Genomic DNA, 17493 nt, shown 5'->3' with positions numbered 1-17493 from the left:
GAATCCACGGCTCCTCTACTTGCCTCTGAATGCTTCCAGTTCCACGGAGACCAGGACCCGCGGATCGATGAACCCCTCCACGATCAGCAGGGTCGCGGCCGGGCGCACGGTGTCGAAGAGTTCCTTGTGGGCCCGGCCCACCTCGTCGACGTCGCGTGGATGCGCCAGGTGCATCCGGGTCCTGAGCACCGATTCGGGTCCCAGCCCGAACTCGGCGATCGCCTCCAGGGCGCTGGTGAAGGCCACCTTGGCCTGCTCGTAGGGATTGCCCTCCCCGTACAGCACGCTGCCCTTGAAGGACGTCGTGCCCGCCACCAGCACCAGGTCGCCCGCCGCGACGGCGCGCGCGAAACCGAAGCTCTCTTCCCAGGGACTACCGCTCTGCACACGCCGTACGGCTTCGGACGTCATGACGACACAGCCTCCAGGGCCTCTTCCAGGGTGAACGCCTTCGCGTACAGCGCCTTCCCGACGATGGCGCCCTCGACACCGAGGGGCACCAGTTCGGCGATGGCGCGCAGGTCGTCGAGCGAGGACACCCCGCCGGAGGCCACGACCGGCCGGTCCGTCGCCGCGCACACATTGCGCAGCAGCTCCAGGTTGGGGCCCTGGAGGGTGCCGTCCTTGGCGATGTCCGTGACGACGTACCGCGCGCAGCCCTCCTTGTCGAGGCGCTCCAGCGTCTCGTAGAGGTCACCGCCGTCACGGGTCCAGCCGCGGCCGCGCAGGGTGGTGCCCCGTACGTCGAGGCCGACGGCGATCTTGTCGCCGTGCTCGGCGATGACCTTCGCGACCCACTCGGGGGTCTCCAGCGCCGCCGTTCCCAGGTTGACGCGGGTGCAGCCGGTGGCGAGGGCGGCGGCGAGGGTGTCGTCGTCGCGGATGCCGCCGGACAGCTCCACCTTGATGTCCATGGCGCCGGCGACCTCGGCGATCAGCGCGCGGTTGTCTCCGGTGCCGAACGCGGCGTCCAGGTCGACCAGGTGCAGCCACTCGGCGCCCGAGTGCTGCCAGGCGAGGGCGGCGTCGAGGGGCGAACCGTAAGAAGTTTCCGTCCCCGACTCACCGTGCACGAGCCGGACGGCCTGGCCGTCGCGGACGTCGACGGCGGGGAGGAGTTCGAGCTTGCTCACAGGGTTCCGATCCAGTTGGTGAGGAGCTGGGCTCCGGCGTCGCCGGACTTCTCGGGGTGGAACTGGGTGGCCCACAGCGGGCCGTTCTCCACGGCGGCCACGAACGGTTTGCCGTGCGTCGACCAGGTCACCCTGGGCGCCTGCATCGTGGGGTTGTGCTCGTCGAAGGACCAGTCCTGGACGGCGTAGGAGTGCACGAAGTAGAAGCGGGCGTCCGGGGCCAGGCCGGCGAACAGCTGGGAGTCGGCCGGGGCGTCCACGGTGTTCCAGCCCATGTGGGGGACGACCTGGGCCTGGAGCGGCTCGACCGCGCCGGGCCACTCGTCGAGGCCCTCGGTCTCCACGCCGTGCTCGATGCCGCGGGCGAAGAGGATCTGCATGCCGACGCAGATGCCCATCACCGGCCGTCCGCCGGACAGCCGGCGGTCGACGATCCAGTCGCCGCGCGCGGCCCGCAGGCCCTGCATGCAGGCGGCGAAGGCGCCGACGCCCGGCACCAGCAGTCCGTCGGCGTTCATCGCCGTGTCGAAGTCACGCGTGATCTCGACGTCGGCCCCGGCGCGCGCGAGGGCGCGCTCGGCGGAGCGGACGTTGCCGAAGCCGTAGTCGAAGACCACGACCTTCTTGGATGCGGCGGTCAACTCCACACCTCCAGCCTCATCACACCCGCGACCAGACACATCGCGGCGCCGATGGAGAGCAGCACGATCAGGCTCCTCGGCATGTCCTGCTTGACGAAGGAGTAGATGCCGCCGGCCAGGAAGAGGCCGACGACGATCAGGATGGTCGACAGGCCGGTCACAGCGCGCCCTTCGTGGAGGGGAGGATGCCCGCCGCGCGCGGGTCGCGCTCGGAGGCGTAGCGCAGGGCTCGGGCCAGCGCCTTGAACTGGCATTCCACGATGTGGTGCGCGTTGCGCCCGTAGGGCACGTGCACGTGCAGCGCGATCTGCGCCTGGGCGACGAAGGACTCCAGGATGTGCCGGGTCATCGTGGTGTCGTACTCGCCGATCATCGGCGCCATGTTCTCGGGCTCGGTGTGCACGAGGTACGGGCGGCCGGAGAGGTCGACGGTGACCTGGGCGAGGGACTCGTCCAGGGGGACCGTGCAGTTGCCGAAGCGGTAGATGCCCACCTTGTCGCCGAGGGCCTGCTTGAAGGCGGCGCCCAGCGCGAGGGCGGTGTCCTCGATGGTGTGGTGGGAGTCGATGTGCAGGTCGCCGTCGGTCTTCACGGTCAGGTCGAACAGACCGTGCCGGCCGAGCTGGTCGAGCATGTGGTCGTAGAAGCCGACGCCGGTCGACACATCGACCTTGCCGGTGCCGTCCAGATTGATCTCGACCAGGACGGACGTCTCCTTGGTCGTGCGCTCCACGCGTCCGACACGGCTCATGAACCCTGCTCCTTCTTGATCTCACGGACCGCGTCGAGGAACGCGTCGTTCTCTTCGGGGGTCCCGGCGGTGACCCGCAGCCATCCCGGTACGCCGTTGTCGCGGACCAGGACGCCCCGGTCCAGAATCTTCCGCCACATCGCGTGCGCGTCCTCGAAGCGGCCGAACTGCACGAAGTTGGCGTCGGAGGCGGTCACCTCGTAGCCGAGCCCGGTCAGTTCGCCCACCAGCCGGTCCCGCTCCGCCTTGAGCTGCTCGACGTACTTGAGCAGCGTGCCGGTGTGCTCCAGGGCGGCCAGGGCGGTCGCCTGGGTGACGGCCGACAGGTGGTACGGCAGCCGGACCAGCTGGACGGCGTCCACGACGGCCGGGTGGGCGGCGAGGTAGCCGAGGCGCAGGCCGGCCGCGCCGAAGGCCTTCGACATCGTCCGCGAGACGACGAGATTCGGCCGACCTTCGAGCAGCGGCAGCAGCGAGTCGCCGTGGCTGAACTCGATGTAGGCCTCGTCCACGATCACCATGGACGGCTTGGCGGCCTGCGCGGCCTCGTGGAGCGCGAGGACCGTCTCGGCCGGGACGGCGGTGCCGGTGGGGTTGTTGGGGGTGGTGACGAAGACGACGTCCGGCCGGTTCCGCGCGATGGCCTTCTCGGCGGCCGGGAGGTCGATGGTGAAGTCCTCGTCGCGCGGCCCGGAGATCCATCCGGTGCCGGTGCCGCGCGCGATGAGGCCGTGCATCGAGTACGACGGCTCGAAGCCGATCGCCGTACGGCCCGGTCCGCCGAAGGTCTGGAGCAGTTGCTGGATGACCTCGTTGGAGCCGTTGGCGGCCCAGACGTTCGCCGGGCCGACCGCGTACCCGGACGTGTCCGTCAGGTACGCGGCGAGCCGGGTGCGCAGCTCGACGGCGTCCCGGTCGGGGTAGCGGTTGAGGTCGCGGGCGGCCTCACGGACGCGCTCGGTGATGCGCTCGACGAGCGCCTCGGGCAGCGGGTAGGGGTTCTCGTTGGTGTTCAGCCGTACCGGCACGTCCAACTGGGGCGCGCCGTAGGGGGACTTGCCGCGCAGCTCGTCCCGTACGGGGAGATCGTCGATGCCTGTCACTTGCTCTCCGGAACCTTCCAGCCGAACCGTGCCTTGATCGCCGCGCCGTGCGCGGGCAGGTCCTCCGCCTCCGCCAGCGTGACCACGTGGTGCGCGACGTCGGCCAGCGCGTCCTTCGTGTAGTCGACGATGTGGATGCCGCGCAGGAAGGACTGCACGGACAGGCCGGAGGAGTGGCAGGCGCAGCCGCCGGTGGGCAGGACGTGGTTGGACCCGGCGGCGTAGTCGCCGAGCGACACGGGCGCCCAGGGCCCGACGAAGATCGCGCCCGCGTTCCGCACCCGGTCGGCGACCGCGGCGGCGTCGGCCGTCTGGATCTCCAGGTGCTCGGCGCCGTAGGCGTCGACCACGCGCAGGCCCTCGTCGACGCCGTCGACGAGGACGATCGCGGACTGCCTGCCCTTGAGGGCCGGGACGATCCGGTCGTCGATGTGCCTGGTGGCCGCCACCTGCGGCTCCAGCTCCCGCTCGACCGCGTCCGCCAGCTCGGCGGAGTCGGTGACCAGGACGGCGGCGGCCAGGGGGTCGTGCTCGGCCTGGCTGATCAGGTCGGCGGCGACGTGGACGGGATCGGCGGTGGAGTCGGCCAGAACCGCGATCTCCGTCGGGCCGGCCTCGGCGTCGATGCCGATCCTGCCGGTGAAGTAGCGCTTGGCGGCGGCGACCCAGATGTTGCCCGGGCCGGTGACCATGTCGGCGGGCGGACAGGACTCGGTGCCGTAGGCGAACATCGCGACGGCGGTGGCGCCGCCGGCCGCGTACACCTCGTCGACGCCCAGCAGCGCGCACGCGGCGAGGATCGTCGGGTGCGGCAGTCCGCCGAAGTCGGCCTGGGCCGGGGAGGCGAGCGCGATCGACTCGACGCCGGCCTCCTGGGCCGGGACCACGTTCATGATCACGGACGAGGGGTAGACCGACCGGCCGCCGGGCGCGTACAGGCCGACCCGGTCGACCGGAACCCACTTCTCGGTCACGGAACCGCCGGGCACCACCTGCGTCGTGTGGCTCGTACGGCGCTGTTCGCGGTGGACGAGACGGGCGCGTCGGATGGACTCCTCCAGGGCCGCGCGTACCGCCGGGTCGAGTTCTTCGAGGGCGCGGCCGAGGGCCTCGGCCGGAACCCGGACCTGGTCGAGCCGGACACCGTCGAACTTCTCGGCGAAGTCGATCAGCGCCGCGTCGCCCCGATGATGCACGGCCTCGCAGATCGGACGCACCTTCTCGAGGGCGGCCGAGACGTCGAAGTCGGCTCGGGGCAGCAGGTCGCGCAGGGCGGGGCCCTCGGGGAGGGCGTCGCCGCGCAGATCGATTCGGGAGATCACGTGGTCAATTCTCTCAGACCGGAATCGGAGGTCGTCCGCGCGTATCAATGGCTGATACAGAGCGTGGCCGGAAACGGAAGATCCCCCTCACGGTTAGCGTTCGGGGCGTCACCCACCGGGCATGAACGGTTGTGCGAAACATGTGCGCCAGCGAAGGGACCGAAGCAGCGTGACGGAAGGGGCCGGCATCCGAGCCGGGGACCTGCCGGACGACCTGACCGCCGCCGAGGCCGGCATGTGGCAGGCCTTCCGCAACGGCAGCGTGTACGACCTCAGCAGTGGGGACACGGTCGTCGACGACCCGCACGGCGGCCATCCGTGGGGCGAGGCCCGCACGGTCCGGGCGCGGATCGTCGCCTGCCTGCTGCTGGACGGGCCGCCCCCGCTCGCCGGCCGGGTGTCCTCGCTCAAGCTGGTCGGCGTGCAGATCAGCGGCGTTCTCGATCTGGCGGGCGGCACGGTGGAGCCGTACGTCGAGATGAAGCGCTGCCGTTTCGAGCGGGACGTGCTGCTGCCCGAGGCGCGGGTGACGACACTGCGCATGGTGGACTGCTCGGTGCCTCGGCTGGAGGCGGCCCGGCTCCAGACCGAGGGCGATCTGCATCTGCCCCGCTGCCGCTTCCACAACGGCGTCCGGCTCACCGACGCGCACATCGGCACCGACCTGATGCTCAACATGGCGATCGTCTACCGCGACCGCACCGGTCGCTCGATCGCCGCCGACGGCATGACCGTCGGCCAGGACCTCCAGGCCGAGATGCTGGAGTCGCACGGTGAACTGCGGCTGCGCAGCGCGAAGATCGGGGTCTCGCTGAGCCTGCGCGGGGCGCGGCTGGCCAACCCGTACACCCGGTTCGCGCTGAACGCGCCCCGGCTGACCGTCGAGCGCTCTCTCTATCTGACCCCGGCAGGACTCGGCGGCCAGGCGCTGAGCGGGGCCACTCCCGCGCGCGGGACCCGTGTGCAGCGCTTCGAGTGCCGGGGCGGGGTGCGCCTGGACGACGGGCGGTTCGGGGACGCCCTCGACCTGGAGCGGGCCCGCTTCACCTTCAGCGACGACCAGGAGCTGTCGCTGCGCCGGGTGCAGACACCCGAGCTGCGCTTCCTCGGGGAGCGGCCGCAGCGCGGCAAGGTGGTGCTGTCGGGGGCTCGGGTGGTCAACCTCGTGGACCGCGCGGGCGCCTGGCCCGGTCCCGGCAACCTGCACATGGGCGGTTTCGCGTACGAGAACCTGGTGCCGCAGGGCCCGTTCCCGCTGGCCGAGCGCCTGGGATGGGTGGCCGCGGCGACCGCCGAGTACAACCCGGAGCCGTACGAGCGGCTTGCGGCGGTGCTGCGGGCGGGCGGGGAGGACGAGGACGCCCGCGAGGTGCTGCTCGCCAAGCAGCGCCGGCGCCGCGAGACGCTGCCGCCGGCCGCGAAGCTCTGGGGGTACGTGCAGGACTGGACGGTCGCCTACGGCTACCGGCCGGGCCGGGCGGCCGTGTGGATGGCCGTGCTCTGGGCGGCGAGTTCGCTGGCCTTCGCGCACGCGGACCATCCGCCGGTCAACCGCGACGGGCACCCGCCGTGGAGTCCCGCGCTGTTCGCCCTCGACCTGCTGCTGCCCGTGATCGACCTGGGCCAGGCGGGCCAGTGGCGGCTGCACGACGGCTGGCAGTGGGTGCAGACCGCGATGATCCTGCTGGGCTGGGTCCTGGCGACGACGGTGGCGGCCGGGACCACCCGGGTGCTGCGCCGCGGCTGACGCCGGGGCCACCGGCGAGGATGGCCGGCAGCCCCGTCACCGGCACGGGCGCAGGGGCCGACCGGAGCCGGTGCGCCAAGAGCCGGTCACCGACAGGGCAGAGCGCGGCCGTGCGCCAAAAGCTGACCCCGGGGGGCCGAACGCTCACCTTTTACCTGCCCTTGACCCGGCCGCGTACAACTTTCGAGACGTTCGTCGCATCCCCTGGCGCATCGCCGCCCCACCGCTTTTCAATGGCGAAACCATGGCTCTGCTGCCCCCGTTCATCCGCGCCTCCCGGACGGCCGCGTCCCGGCGCGCGCGGACCGCCGCCCCCGACTCCCCGCTCGGGCTCCCGCCCGACGACGAGGTGCTCCTCGACGTGCCCGACGACCGGCTGGGCCCCGCGCTGGTCGCGGCCGGGCGGGGCTCGTACGGGGCCGCCGCCGCCCTGCTGTCCGGGACGAGCGAGCGGGCCGAGTGGGAGTACCGCGACCGGTACGTCACCCGCCTGGCGTCCTTCGCCCGGTCCCGGCCGGAGTGGTTCGAGGACTGGCGGGCCGCCGCCCCGCACGAACCGGACGTCCTGCTGGTGGCCGCCCAGCTCGCGGTGGAGCGCGCCTGGGACTCGCCGGCCAGGGCCGAGCTGCTGCGCGAGGTGAGCCCTCTGATCACGGCCGCCGCGCAGGCCGACCACCGCGACCCGGTGCCGTGGCGGATCGCCCTGGATCACGCGCGCGGGTCGAACGCCGGGCACAAGTACTTCGGAGAGCTGTGGGCGGCCGCCGTCCGCCGCGCCCCGCACCACTACGGCTGCCACGTGGCCGCCAAGCGGTATCTGGCCGAGTCCTGGCACGGCTCCCACCGCGAGTGCTTCGACTTCGCCGACCGGGCCGCCGAGGACGCCCCGGCAGGCTCGCTCGTCCAGGCGCTGCCGGTACGGGCCGCCTTCGCCTACCTCACCGACGGTTGCGGGCCCGAGGTGCCCCGCGAGCGCCTGGACGCGGCCGCGGACCGCGCGCTCGGCCTCTCGGCCCGCTTCCCGGGGTCCGACCCCTGGACGGCCGAGATCCGCAACCTCCTGACCTACGTCCTGGTCCGGCTCGGCCGCCGTGCTGACGCCCTCGCCCAGCTGCGGCTGATCGGCCCGTACGCCACGTCCTTCCCGTGGGGCCGGCTGTCGGACGACCCGCTGGGACACTTCCTCGCGGTGCGCGAGAGCGTGTGCTCGCAGCCGTCCGGTGAGCCCACGGAGCATCCACGGAATGGGCACGGGGAACGCGCGTACCCCGCGGACCACTAGGCTTCTGCGCCGTGACCACCGTCCGGCTGCCTCTCTTCCCGCTGAACACCGTCCTCTTCCCGGGGCTGGTGCTTCCGCTCAACGTGTTCGAGGAGCGCTATCGCGCCCTGATGCGCGATCTGCTGAAGACCCCCGAGGAGGAACCGCGGCGGTTCGTCGTCGTCGCCATCCGCGACGGCCACGAGGTGGCACCGGCCGCCCCGGGCATGCCCGACCAGACGGCGCTGCCCCGGCGGGGCCCCGCAGCCGGCTTCGGCGACGACCCCGTCAAGGCCTTCCACTCCGTCGGGTGCGTCGCCGACGCGGCGACGGTCCGGGAGCGGGCCGACGGCACCTACGAGGTGCTGGCCACCGGGACGACGCGGGTGCGCCTGGTTTCGGTGGACACCTCGGGCCCGTTCCTGGTGGCCGAGCTGGAGGAACTGACCGAGGAGCCGGGCGACGAGGCCGGCGCGCTCGCGGAGGGCGTGCTGCGGGCCTTCCGCCAGTACCAGAAGCGCCTCGCCGGAGCCCGGGAGCGCTCGCTGTCCACCGGGGCGGACCTGCCGGACGAGCCGTCCGTGGTGTCGTACCTGGTGGCAGCCGCGATGATGCTCGACACGCCCACCAAGCAGCGGCTGCTCCAGGCCCCGGACACCGCCTCACGGCTGCGCGACGAGCTGAACCTCCTGCGCGCGGAGACGGCCATCCTCCGTAGCCTGCCCTCGCTGCCCGCGGCGGACCTGACCCGCGGCCAGACGAGCCTCAACTGACGCACGGAGGGCCCTGATGGCGAAGAAGTCGAAGAAGCAACAGTCCGGGGGCACGCCCGCGACCGTCGCCCTGACTGCGGCGGGCGTGGAGTTCACGGTCCACGCCTACGACCACGACCCGGCCCACCCGTCGTACGGCGAGGAGGCGGCCGAGGCCATGGGCGTCTCCCCCGACCGGGTCTTCAAGACCCTCGTCGCCGAGGTGGACGGCACCCTGACGGTCGCCGTGGTCCCGGTCGCCGGCTCGCTCGACCTCAAGGCCCTCGCGGCGGCGGTCGGCGGCAAGCGCGCGGCCATGGCCGACCCGACCCTCGCGGAACGCACCACGGGTTACGTCCGCGGCGGCATCTCCCCGCTGGGCCAGCGCAGGAAGCTCGCCACGGTCCTCGACGACTCGGCGAAGGCACACACCACCATCTGCGTCTCGGCGGGCCGCCGCGGCCTGGAGATCGAACTCTCCCCCGCCGACCTGGCCGAACTCACCGAGGCGGTCCTGGCACCCGTCGGCCGGGCGTGACGCGCAGACGGCCGCTCCGACAACGGACCGACCGACCCGACGGCCGCTCCGACGGATCGAGGGCACGTCCGGCCCGGTTCACCGACAACGGCCGACGGGCCCACCGACAACGGCCGAGGGCCCGAGCGATCGCCCGGCCGGCGACGGCTCGCCCGGCCCGTCCGGCGGGGCCGGGCGAGCCGGAGGGACCAGCCGCGGCGCCCCGCGACGCGAATGAGCGGCCCGGTGGCCCGACGCCCTACGCCAGTGGCGCCCCGTACGGGTCCTTCTGCACCGGCCCCGGCACCGGCCCCGGCCCGTACGTCTCGGGGTCCCGCGGACCGAACAGGGCCGTGAGGCCCAGGTGCACGAGCAGGGCGGCCAGCGACCACGCCAGCAGCGCGCCCTTGGCGCTCAGCTTCAGCGGCGCCGAGAACGTGACTCCCTTGCCCGCCGCCCTGGCCTGCGCGATCACGTCCTGTCCGGGGCCGAGCCACACGCCGATCCGCCACGCCAGCAGGGAGCCGAGCAGACCGCCGAGGGCCAGTGCCACGACCAGCGGTACGCCCCCGCGCCGGCGCCAGGCGAAGACAGCGGCGGCGCTCACGGCCCCGCACGCCAGGGCCAGCAGGACGAACGTGCCGTCCACGCCGACGGCCTGCTCACCCTCGGTGTCCTTGAGGTAGACGACCCAGCTGTCGTCGACGACTTCCCCGACCACCGGAACGCGCGGCGCCAGCCACAGCCACAGCAGTCCGAGCGCCACCCCCGTGATCGCGACCAGGACGGTGACCACCGCGGCTTCGCGCAGCTCCGTCCCGACCCCGGGCCCGTCCTGTCCGTGTCCGGCGTCGTGAGGCGCGCCGGCCGTACCGGGCGACGGCCAGGCGTCGTGCGGGGACGGTTCGTGCGGCGGCGGAGGGGGAGTCAGCGGTGCGGTCACCCTGACATCGTGCCAGGCGCGTCCGCGCCGCGCGTCACCGGACGGCGGCCCGACGGTACGCCCAGGTGGCGACGGCCAGCGAGACCACACCGACCGCGGCGCACACCGCGAGGTCCCCGAGCACGAACGCCCAGTCGGGGTGCGGCCGGAAGGTCCGCGCGAGGGCCTCCACGCCGTACGTCGACGGCAGCAGGTCACGGGTGAAGCGCACCGCCTGCGGCATCCGGTCGGGCGGCAGCACGCCGAGCAGCAGCGCGGCCGACATGCCCAGCTGGCCCAGCACGGTGGCCAGCTCGGGGCGCGGGGCGAGCAGCCCGAAGGCCGCGCCGAGCCCGGCCAGCGCGGCACCGGACAGCGGGATGACCAGCGCCAGCACCCACAGGTGGGTCAGCGGCAGTCCGAAGAGCACGGAGCCGAAGACCGCGGTCACCAGCGTCCCCGGCACGGTGAAGGACGCGTAGGCGCCCGCCGCGCCGAGCACCACGGCGGCGGGCGGCACCGGCAGGGTGGCGTAGTGGTCGAGGCCGCCGCTGGCCCGCAGCTGCCCGAAGTACTGGGCGAGGAGGTTCAGGGCGACGAAGGCGACGACGAGGACCGCCGAGCCGGCCACCACGGCCTCCGCCTCGCGTCCGCCCTCCACGACCCCGCGCATCATGATCAGGATGCCGACCGACTGGAAGGTCGCCACGAACAGCAGCGGGATGCGGGCCACCCGCGCGCGGGAGAGCTGCGCCCGGTACACGGCCACGAGCGACGGCCACAGCCGCGCGCGCGGCGCCAGCTCGGCCGCTCCCCGGGCCGGCTGCCCGTCCACGGCCAGGGCGCTGCCCGGCAGAACCTCTGCGGGTACGACACTCACGTCGCGTTGCTCCTCTTGGGTCCGGTGGTCGCCCTGTTCGATACGGACGCGGATGCGATCCTGCTCACACCTTCACCAACCCCTGGCGGGCGGCCCCGCCCAGCGCCAGGTAGACGTCCTCCAGGCTCGGTGTGGCGAGCGTGAAGTCGTCCAGGGCGGCGAAGGCGGCCCCGCCGGTGACGGTGGCGACGACCGTACGGGCCTCCTCGGGGCCCAGCCGCAACGTCCAGCGGCGCCCGGACTCCACGGCCCGCTCGCGCAGCGCGGCGACCTCCGGGACGTCCAGCGGCGCCCGCTCGCGCCACACCAGTTCGACCCGCACCTCGTCCGCGACCTGCTCCTTGAGACCGGCAGGGGTGTCGCAGGCGATGACCCGGCCGCGGTCGAGGACGGCGACCCGGTCGAGGACCGTCTCGGCCTCGATGACGTTGTGGGTCACGAGCAGCACGGTGGTGCCGCGCTCGGCCCGCCGCCGGTCCACCGCGGACCACACGGCGCGCCGGGCGACGGGGTCCATCCCGGTGGTCGGCTCGTCCAGCACCAGCAGCGGCCGCTCCCCCACCAGCGCGGTGGCGAAGCAGGCCAGCCGCCGCTGCCCGCCGGACAGCTTGCGCAGCGGCCGCCCGGCGATCGGGGTGAGCCCCAGCTCCTCCAGCACGGCGTCCCGTTGTCGCCGGGCCTCGCGCACGGGGAGGCCGCGCAGCCGTCCGGTGGTCTCGGCCGCGAGGGAGACGGTGAGTTCGTCGAGGGCGGTCGACTCCTGGCCGAGGTAGGCGAGGATGCGCGCGGCCCGTTCGGGGTGGCGCACGATGTCGTGGCCGAGGATCTCCACGCTGCCGGTGTCCGGCCGCATCAGCCCGGTCACCTGCCGGACGACGCTGGTCTTGCCGGCGCCGTTGGGCCCGAGCAGACCGAAGATCTCACCCCGCCGTACATCCAGCCGGACGTCGTCGGTGGCGCGGACCTCGGGGGTGGCGGGAGTGCCGCGCCGGCCCCGGACCGCCGGATAGGTCTTGGTCAGTCCGCGTACGGCACACACGACCTCGTCCCGGTGCCGAATGGTCGATGCCGCGCGCGTACTCACAAGAAACGAGACTACGGGGTCGGCGGCCCACGCTCGCCGTCGGGGGCGCCCGGAGTGCCCGGTTCAGTCCGCCGCGGGTGCCTGCTCGGCCGCCGTCCGCACGTCGATCTCGCGCCAGAACCCCGCCCGGATGGCGTAGCGGTCGTGCTCGTCGATCTGGTCGTCCTTGTGGGCGAGGAGGCCGAAGCGGGCCGCGTACCGCAACAGTTCGCCGTCGATGCGGTGCGGGATGCGCGGGTACATGCCGGAGAGCTTCTGGAGATGGCCCTGGTCGCCGAGGCGCCCCATCCAGCGGCGGGCGAAGACCTGGCCCACCTCGAAGGGGTCGCCGCCGACGGTGGTGATGTCCTCCTCGCGGTCGGCCCACCGCTGCTCGGCCGTGGTCACCTGCGCGAGGGTCGGCATCGAGGCGACCTCGGGGGGCTCGGCGGCGGCGCCGGGCCGGTCGACCCAGCCCTTGTCGGAGGACCAGCGCAGGGTCGCGGTGGCCGGGGGCTGGGCGGCCTGCGCGGCGCCGGGTGCGCGCAGGGCGGCGAGGTCCTTGGGGGTGGGAACGCCCTTGGGGGCGGGGACCCGGTCCCGCGTGCCGTTGTCGGCGGGGGCGGAGGGATGCTCGCTCTGCTCGGCGGGCCGCTCCGACGTGGGGGCGAGAGTGGATTCGGGCAGTGGCGCGGAGAGGATGGCGGCGATCTCGGGGCGCGGCACGGGCGGCGGCACGCAGACCCCGCCGAGGTCCTTGGGGCGTACGGCCTTGGTGATCCAGGCGCGGTCCAGGACGCGCCGTTCGTCGGCCTCGGCCACCAGGTCCTCCGACTGGTTGTAGTCGCCGTCGGCGGCCTGTACGGCCCACAGGTGGACGGCGACGCCGTGCTCCTTGGCGGCCATCATGCCGGGCAGCAGATCGCCGTCGCCGGTGACGAGGACGACGTCGGAACAGGCGCGGTTGCGCGCCAGTTCGGTCAGCTCGGCGTGCATGGCGGCGTCGACCCCCTTCTGCGCCCAGCGGCCGTCGCTGCGGGTGAGGGCGCCCAGCCGGACGGTGACCCGGGGCATCACCCGCAGCCTGCGGTGCTCGGGCTGGGGGACGCGATCGGGGGCGCCGTCGAACCAGTAGATGCGCAGCAGGGGCCGTTCGGTCTCGGACTCCGCCTGTTCGCGCAGGCCCTGGACGAGGGCGGCGTGATCGACGGTGATCCGGGATCGCGACGGCTCCCCTGCGAGCAGACTCGCTGCGGCCCCCAGCAGATACCCGGCGTCCACCAGGACGATGCAGCGGTCCACACGACTCACCCTCTTCCCGGGAGGTTTGCTTCGGGCCTGCTTCGGGCCTGCTTCGAGTCTGCCCGACCGCGCGGGGGTTAACGGCCGGAACTCGATCTTCGGCGTGGCGTTTCGGGCCGGCGCCCCTCGACGACCCCTGTCACCGACGGTAATTATCCGAAATGCGCCGTACGTCAGCCTATGTGAATCTGATTCCGGCCCTGGCCCCCAGACCCCCGACAGGAGGCAGATCCCCATGGCCAAGAACAAGAACCGTGACCGCAAGCAGCCGCAGTCCGAGCGCACCCCGCAGGCGGCGTCGCAGGCCACCCTCGAGCCGCAGGACGTGACGCGCTCCCCGCAGGTGACGCCCGGTGACATCGCACCCGGCAAGGGACGCGGCAAGCGCTTCGGCCACAACTAGCATCTGCGTAACGGGCCCTTGACGCCCTTTGCGCGTGCATGAGGGGCGCACTCGGAGGCATCCGGGTGCGCCCCTTGCGTGTGTCCGCCGCTCAACCGGCCAGGCAGGACGGGCCGAGCAGCACCTTCAGGTCGCCGAACAGGGCCGGGTCGGGCTTGACGCGGTGCCGGTCCAGGCGCAGGACGGTCGTCTTCGTCGGGCCCTGGAGCCTGATCCGGACCTCGCTGTCGCCCCTGTGGTGGGTGAGGATCTCGCCGAGGCGGTTGACCATCGGCGGGGTGACCTTCACGGCCGGGATGGTGAGGATCACGGGCGCGTTGGTGCCCGCGTTGGACAGGTCCGGCACCTGGAGCTCCATCGCGACCAGGCGGGGCACGTCCTCCCGCTTGTCGAGGCGGCCCTTGACGAACACCACGGCGTCCTCGACGAGTTGGGTCGAGACCAGCTGGTAGGTCGCGGGGAAGAACATGCACTCGATGGAGCCGGCGAGGTCCTCGACGGTCGCGATGGCCCAGGCGTTGCCCTGCTTGGTCATCTTGCGCTGAAGCCCCGAGATGATGCCGCCGATGGTGACGACCGCGCCGTCCGCGTGCTCACCTCCGGTGAGCTGCGCGATGCCCGCGTCCGCCTTGTCGGACAGCACGTGCTCCAGGCCGAAGAGGGGGTGGTCGGAGACGTACAGACCGAGCATCTCGCGCTCCTGCGCGAGCAGGTACGTCTTGTCCCACTCGTCGGTGGTGAACTCGACGTCGAGGCCGAAGCCGGGCTCGTCGTTCTGTTCCTCGCCCATGCCGCCGAAGAGGTCGAACTGGCCCTCGGCCTCCTTGCGCTTGACCGCGACCACGTTGTCGATCATCGGCTCGTACTGGGCGGTGAGGCCCTTGCGGGTGTGGCCCATCGAGTCGAAGGCGCCGGCCTTGATGAGCGATTCCGTGGTGCGCTTGTTGCAGACCACCGCCTCGACCTTGTCGAGGTAGTCCGGGAAGGAGGCGTACTTCCCCTTGGCCTTGCGGGTCTTGATGATCGACTCGACGACGTTGGTACCGACGTTGCGCACGGCTGAGAGGCCGAAGAGGATCACGTCGTCGCCCTGGGCGGCGAAGTTCGACTCGGACTCGTTCACGTTCGGCGGGAGCACCTTGATGCGCATACGGCGGCACTCGTTGAGGTAGACGGCCGACTTGTCCTTGTCGTCCTTGACCGAGGTGAGCAGCGCCGCCATGTATTCGGCGGGGTAGTTCGCCTTCAGGTACGCCGTCCAGTACGAGACCAGCCCGTACGCGGCCGAGTGGGCCTTGTTGAACGCGTATCCGGCGAAGGGGACCAGCACGTCCCACAGGGCCTGGATCGCCTCGTCGCTGTACCCGTTCTTCTTGGCGCCGGCCTGGAAGATGGTGAAGTTCTTCGCCAGCTCGTCGGGCTTCTTCTTGCCCATCACGCGGCGGAGGATGTCGGCCTCACCGAGCGAGTACCCGGCGATGATCTGGGCGGCCTTCTGCACCTGCTCCTGGTAGACGATCAGACCGTAGGTGACGGCCAGGACCTCTTCCAGGGGCTCCGCCAGCTCCTTGTGGATCGGCGTGATCTCCTGGCGGCCGTTCTTGCGCTCCGCGTAGTTGATGTGCGAGTTCATGCCCATCGGGCCCGGCCGGTAGAGGGCCGAGACGGCGGAGATGTCCTCGAAGTTGTCGGGCTGCATCTGGCGGAGCAGTGAGCGCATCGGACCGCCGTCGAACTGGAAGACGCCGAGGGTGTCACCGCGGCAGAGCAGCTCGAAGGTCTTGGGGTCGTCCAGCGGGAGGGCGAGCATCTCCAGGTCGATGCCCTTGTTGGCCTTCACCATCTTGATGGCGTCGTCCATGATCGTGAGGTTGCGCAGGCCGAGGAAGTCCATCTTCAGCAGGCCCAGCGACTCGCACTGGGGGTAGTCCCACTGCGTGATGGTCACGCCGTCGGTGTGCCGCACCCAGATCGGGGCGTGGTCGACGATGGGTTCGCTGGACATGATCACGCCCGCCGCGTGCACACCCATCTGCCGTACCAGGCCCTCGACGCCCTTGGCGGTGTCGATGACCTTCTTCACGTCCGGCTCGTTCTCGTACATCGCCCGGATCTCGCCCGCCTCGCTGTAGCGGGGGTGCGAGGGGTCGGTGATGCCGTTGAGGTCGATGCCCTTGCCCAGGACGTCGGCGGGCATCGCCTTGGTGAGGCGGTCGCCCATCGCGTACGGGTAGCCCAGGACGCGCGCGGAGTCCTTGATGGCGTTCTTCGCCTTGATCTTGCCGTAGGTGCCGATCATGGCGACCTTGTCGGCGCCGTACTTCTCGGTCACGTACCTGATCACCTCGACGCGCCGACGCTCGTCGAAGTCGATGTCGACGTCCGGCATGGAGACGCGCTCGGGGTTGAGGAACCGCTCGAAGATCAGGCCGTGCGGGATCGGGTCGAGGTCGGTGATGCCCATGGCGTACGCGACGATCGAACCGGCCGCGGAGCCTCGGCCGGGGCCGACGGCGATGCCGTTGTTCTTGGCCCACATGATGAAGTCGGCGACGACGAGGAAGTAGCCCGGGAACCCCATCTGGATGATGACGTCCATCTCGTACTCGACCTGCTTCTGGCGGTCCTCGGGGATGCCGCCCGGGAAGCGGCGCTCCATGCCCCGGCGGACCTCCTCCTTGAACCAGCTGACCTCGGTGTAGCCGTCGGGGATGTCGAACTTCGGCATGAGGTTCTTCGCCTCGAACATGCCGGTCGTGTCGATCTGCTCGGCCACCAGGAGGGTGTTGGCGCAGCCCTCCTGCCAGGCGTCCGAGGAGTCGATGGCGTACATCTCGTCCGTGGACTTCAGGTAGTAGCCGGTCCCGTCGAAGCGGAAACGGTCCGGGTCGGAGAGGTTCTTGCCGGTCTGGATGCACAGCAGGGCGTCGTGGGCGGCCGCCTCGTGCGCGTACGTGTAGTGCGAGTCGTTGGTGACCAGCGGCGGGATGCCGAGCTTCTTGCCGATGTCCAGCAGACCGTCCCGGACCCGGCGCTCGATCTCGATGCCGTGGTCCATCAGCTCCAGGAAATAGCGGTCCTTGCCGAAGATGTCCTGGTAGTCGGCCGCCGCCTTGAGCGCCTCGTCGTACTGGCCGAGGCGCAGGCGGGTCTGTAGTTCGCCGGAGGGGCAGCCGGTGGAGGCGATGAGCCCCTCGGACCACTGCGAGATGGTCTCCTTGTCCATCCGCGGCCACTTCTGGAGCCAGCCCTCGGCGTACGCGTCCGAGGAGAGCTTGAAGAGGTTGTGCAGGCCGGTCTTGTTCGCCGCCCAGATCGTCTTGTGCGTGTAGCCGCCGGAACCGGACACGTCGTCCCGCTTCTGGTGCGGCTGGCCCCACTGGATCTTGCGCTTGTTGCGCCGCGACTCCGGGGCGACATACGCCTCTATCCCGATGATCGGGGTGACTCCGGCCTTCTTCGCGGAATGGAAGAAGTCGTACGCCCCGTGGAGGTTGCCGTGGTCGGACATCGCGATATGGGTCATGCCCATCTCGTTGCACGCGTCGAACATGTCCTTGAGCCGCGCGGCACCGTCCAGCAGCGAGTACTGGGTGTGGACGTGCAGGTGCGTGAACGGCGGCTTTGACACGGCATGGCCTCCAAGGGAAACACTCGACGACGGGCTGGCGCACAGTCCGGGGGTCAGCGTCGAAG

The 17493-nt window shown here is 71.6% G+C and carries 17 protein-coding genes; 5 read left to right on the top strand and 12 right to left on the bottom strand.

Features of this window, described 5'->3' with window-relative positions; translation table 11 throughout:
• Positions 1 to 15 precede the first annotated feature (15 nt).
• The 7 genes from ACZ5Y0_RS26070 to hisD are packed head-to-tail and all read right to left on the bottom strand — an operon-like array spanning position 16 to position 4950.
• The gene (locus tag ACZ5Y0_RS26070) at positions 16 to 411 is read right to left on the bottom strand and encodes a RidA family protein (protein WP_469131107.1); all 396 of its coding nucleotides are present in this window, start codon (positions 409 to 411) and stop codon (positions 16 to 18) included.
• A complete protein-coding gene (gene priA, locus ACZ5Y0_RS26065; protein ID WP_469131106.1) occupies positions 408 to 1133 on the bottom strand; it encodes a bifunctional 1-(5-phosphoribosyl)-5-((5-phosphoribosylamino)methylideneamino)imidazole-4-carboxamide isomerase/phosphoribosylanthranilate isomerase PriA in 726 nt (241 codons plus the stop codon). Before priA ends, ACZ5Y0_RS26070 begins: the two co-directional genes overlap by 4 nt.
• Positions 1130 to 1780 (bottom strand): imidazole glycerol phosphate synthase subunit HisH, encoded by a 651-nt coding sequence (hisH, locus tag ACZ5Y0_RS26060; RefSeq protein WP_469131105.1) that lies wholly within the window; start codon positions 1778 to 1780, stop codon positions 1130 to 1132. The genes priA and hisH overlap by 4 nt, the downstream gene beginning before the upstream one ends.
• Positions 1771 to 1935, bottom strand: coding sequence for a hypothetical protein (locus tag ACZ5Y0_RS26055; protein ID WP_170109940.1), 165 nt, complete (start codon positions 1933 to 1935; stop codon positions 1771 to 1773). Before ACZ5Y0_RS26055 ends, hisH begins: the two co-directional genes overlap by 10 nt.
• Complete coding sequence (gene hisB, locus ACZ5Y0_RS26050; protein WP_079662945.1) at positions 1932 to 2525, bottom strand: imidazoleglycerol-phosphate dehydratase HisB; 594 nt, start codon at positions 2523 to 2525, stop codon at positions 1932 to 1934. Before hisB ends, ACZ5Y0_RS26055 begins: the two co-directional genes overlap by 4 nt.
• Positions 2522 to 3628 (bottom strand): histidinol-phosphate transaminase, encoded by a 1107-nt coding sequence (locus tag ACZ5Y0_RS26045; protein WP_469131104.1) that lies wholly within the window; start codon positions 3626 to 3628, stop codon positions 2522 to 2524. Before ACZ5Y0_RS26045 ends, hisB begins: the two co-directional genes overlap by 4 nt.
• Positions 3625 to 4950, bottom strand: coding sequence for a histidinol dehydrogenase (gene hisD, locus ACZ5Y0_RS26040; protein ID WP_469131103.1), 1326 nt, complete (start codon positions 4948 to 4950; stop codon positions 3625 to 3627). Before hisD ends, ACZ5Y0_RS26045 begins: the two co-directional genes overlap by 4 nt.
• Before the next feature lie 169 nt (positions 4951 to 5119).
• Between hisD and ACZ5Y0_RS26035 the strand changes: the two genes are divergently transcribed.
• From ACZ5Y0_RS26035 to ybaK, 4 genes are all read left to right on the top strand, one after another.
• Positions 5120 to 6697, top strand: coding sequence for an oxidoreductase (locus ACZ5Y0_RS26035; protein WP_469131102.1), 1578 nt, complete (start codon positions 5120 to 5122; stop codon positions 6695 to 6697).
• 244 nt (positions 6698 to 6941) lie between these two features.
• A complete protein-coding gene (locus tag ACZ5Y0_RS26030) occupies positions 6942 to 7979 on the top strand; it encodes a hypothetical protein (RefSeq protein ID WP_469131101.1) in 1038 nt (345 codons plus the stop codon).
• Positions 7980 to 7990: 11 nt separating this feature from the next.
• Positions 7991 to 8731 carry an LON peptidase substrate-binding domain-containing protein gene (locus tag ACZ5Y0_RS26025; RefSeq protein ID WP_469131100.1) on the top strand — a complete coding sequence of 247 codons (741 nt, stop codon included), beginning with the start codon at positions 7991 to 7993 and terminating at the stop codon, positions 8729 to 8731.
• A gap of 16 nt (positions 8732 to 8747) precedes the next feature.
• Complete coding sequence (gene ybaK, locus ACZ5Y0_RS26020; protein WP_469131099.1) at positions 8748 to 9248, top strand: Cys-tRNA(Pro) deacylase; 501 nt, start codon at positions 8748 to 8750, stop codon at positions 9246 to 9248.
• 238 nt (positions 9249 to 9486) lie between these two features.
• On the opposite strand, the gene ACZ5Y0_RS26015 is transcribed toward ybaK, so the two are convergent.
• The 4 genes from ACZ5Y0_RS26015 to ACZ5Y0_RS26000 all read right to left on the bottom strand — a co-directional run bounded on the left by ACZ5Y0_RS26015 (position 9487) and on the right by ACZ5Y0_RS26000 (position 13394).
• On the bottom strand, positions 9487 to 10170 hold the full coding sequence (locus ACZ5Y0_RS26015) for a hypothetical protein (RefSeq protein WP_469131098.1): 684 nt from the start codon (positions 10168 to 10170) through the stop codon (positions 9487 to 9489).
• 34 nt (positions 10171 to 10204) lie between these two features.
• The gene (locus tag ACZ5Y0_RS26010; RefSeq protein ID WP_469131097.1) at positions 10205 to 11029 is read right to left on the bottom strand and encodes an ABC transporter permease; all 825 of its coding nucleotides are present in this window, start codon (positions 11027 to 11029) and stop codon (positions 10205 to 10207) included.
• A 64-nt stretch (positions 11030 to 11093) separates the two neighbouring features.
• A complete protein-coding gene (locus ACZ5Y0_RS26005) occupies positions 11094 to 12068 on the bottom strand; it encodes an ABC transporter ATP-binding protein (protein ID WP_469131151.1) in 975 nt (324 codons plus the stop codon).
• A gap of 108 nt (positions 12069 to 12176) precedes the next feature.
• Positions 12177 to 13394, bottom strand: a complete 1218-nt coding sequence (locus ACZ5Y0_RS26000; protein ID WP_469131096.1) for an NYN domain-containing protein — start codon at positions 13392 to 13394, stop codon at positions 12177 to 12179.
• 235 nt (positions 13395 to 13629) lie between these two features.
• On the opposite strand from ACZ5Y0_RS26000, the gene ACZ5Y0_RS25995 reads away from it, so the two are divergent.
• A complete protein-coding gene (locus ACZ5Y0_RS25995) occupies positions 13630 to 13797 on the top strand; it encodes a hypothetical protein (RefSeq protein WP_469131095.1) in 168 nt (55 codons plus the stop codon).
• Positions 13798 to 13888: 91 nt separating this feature from the next.
• Here ACZ5Y0_RS25995 and dnaE read toward each other — a convergent pair whose 3' ends face one another.
• Positions 13889 to 17428 carry a DNA polymerase III subunit alpha gene (gene dnaE / locus ACZ5Y0_RS25990; RefSeq protein ID WP_469131094.1) on the bottom strand — a complete coding sequence of 1180 codons (3540 nt, stop codon included), beginning with the start codon at positions 17426 to 17428 and terminating at the stop codon, positions 13889 to 13891.
• Positions 17429 to 17493: the final 65 nt, after the last annotated feature.

It is taken from the genome of Streptomyces sp. NPDC033216 (assembly GCF_055577115.1).
This window is presented reverse-complemented; position numbering and strand designations above follow the sequence as displayed.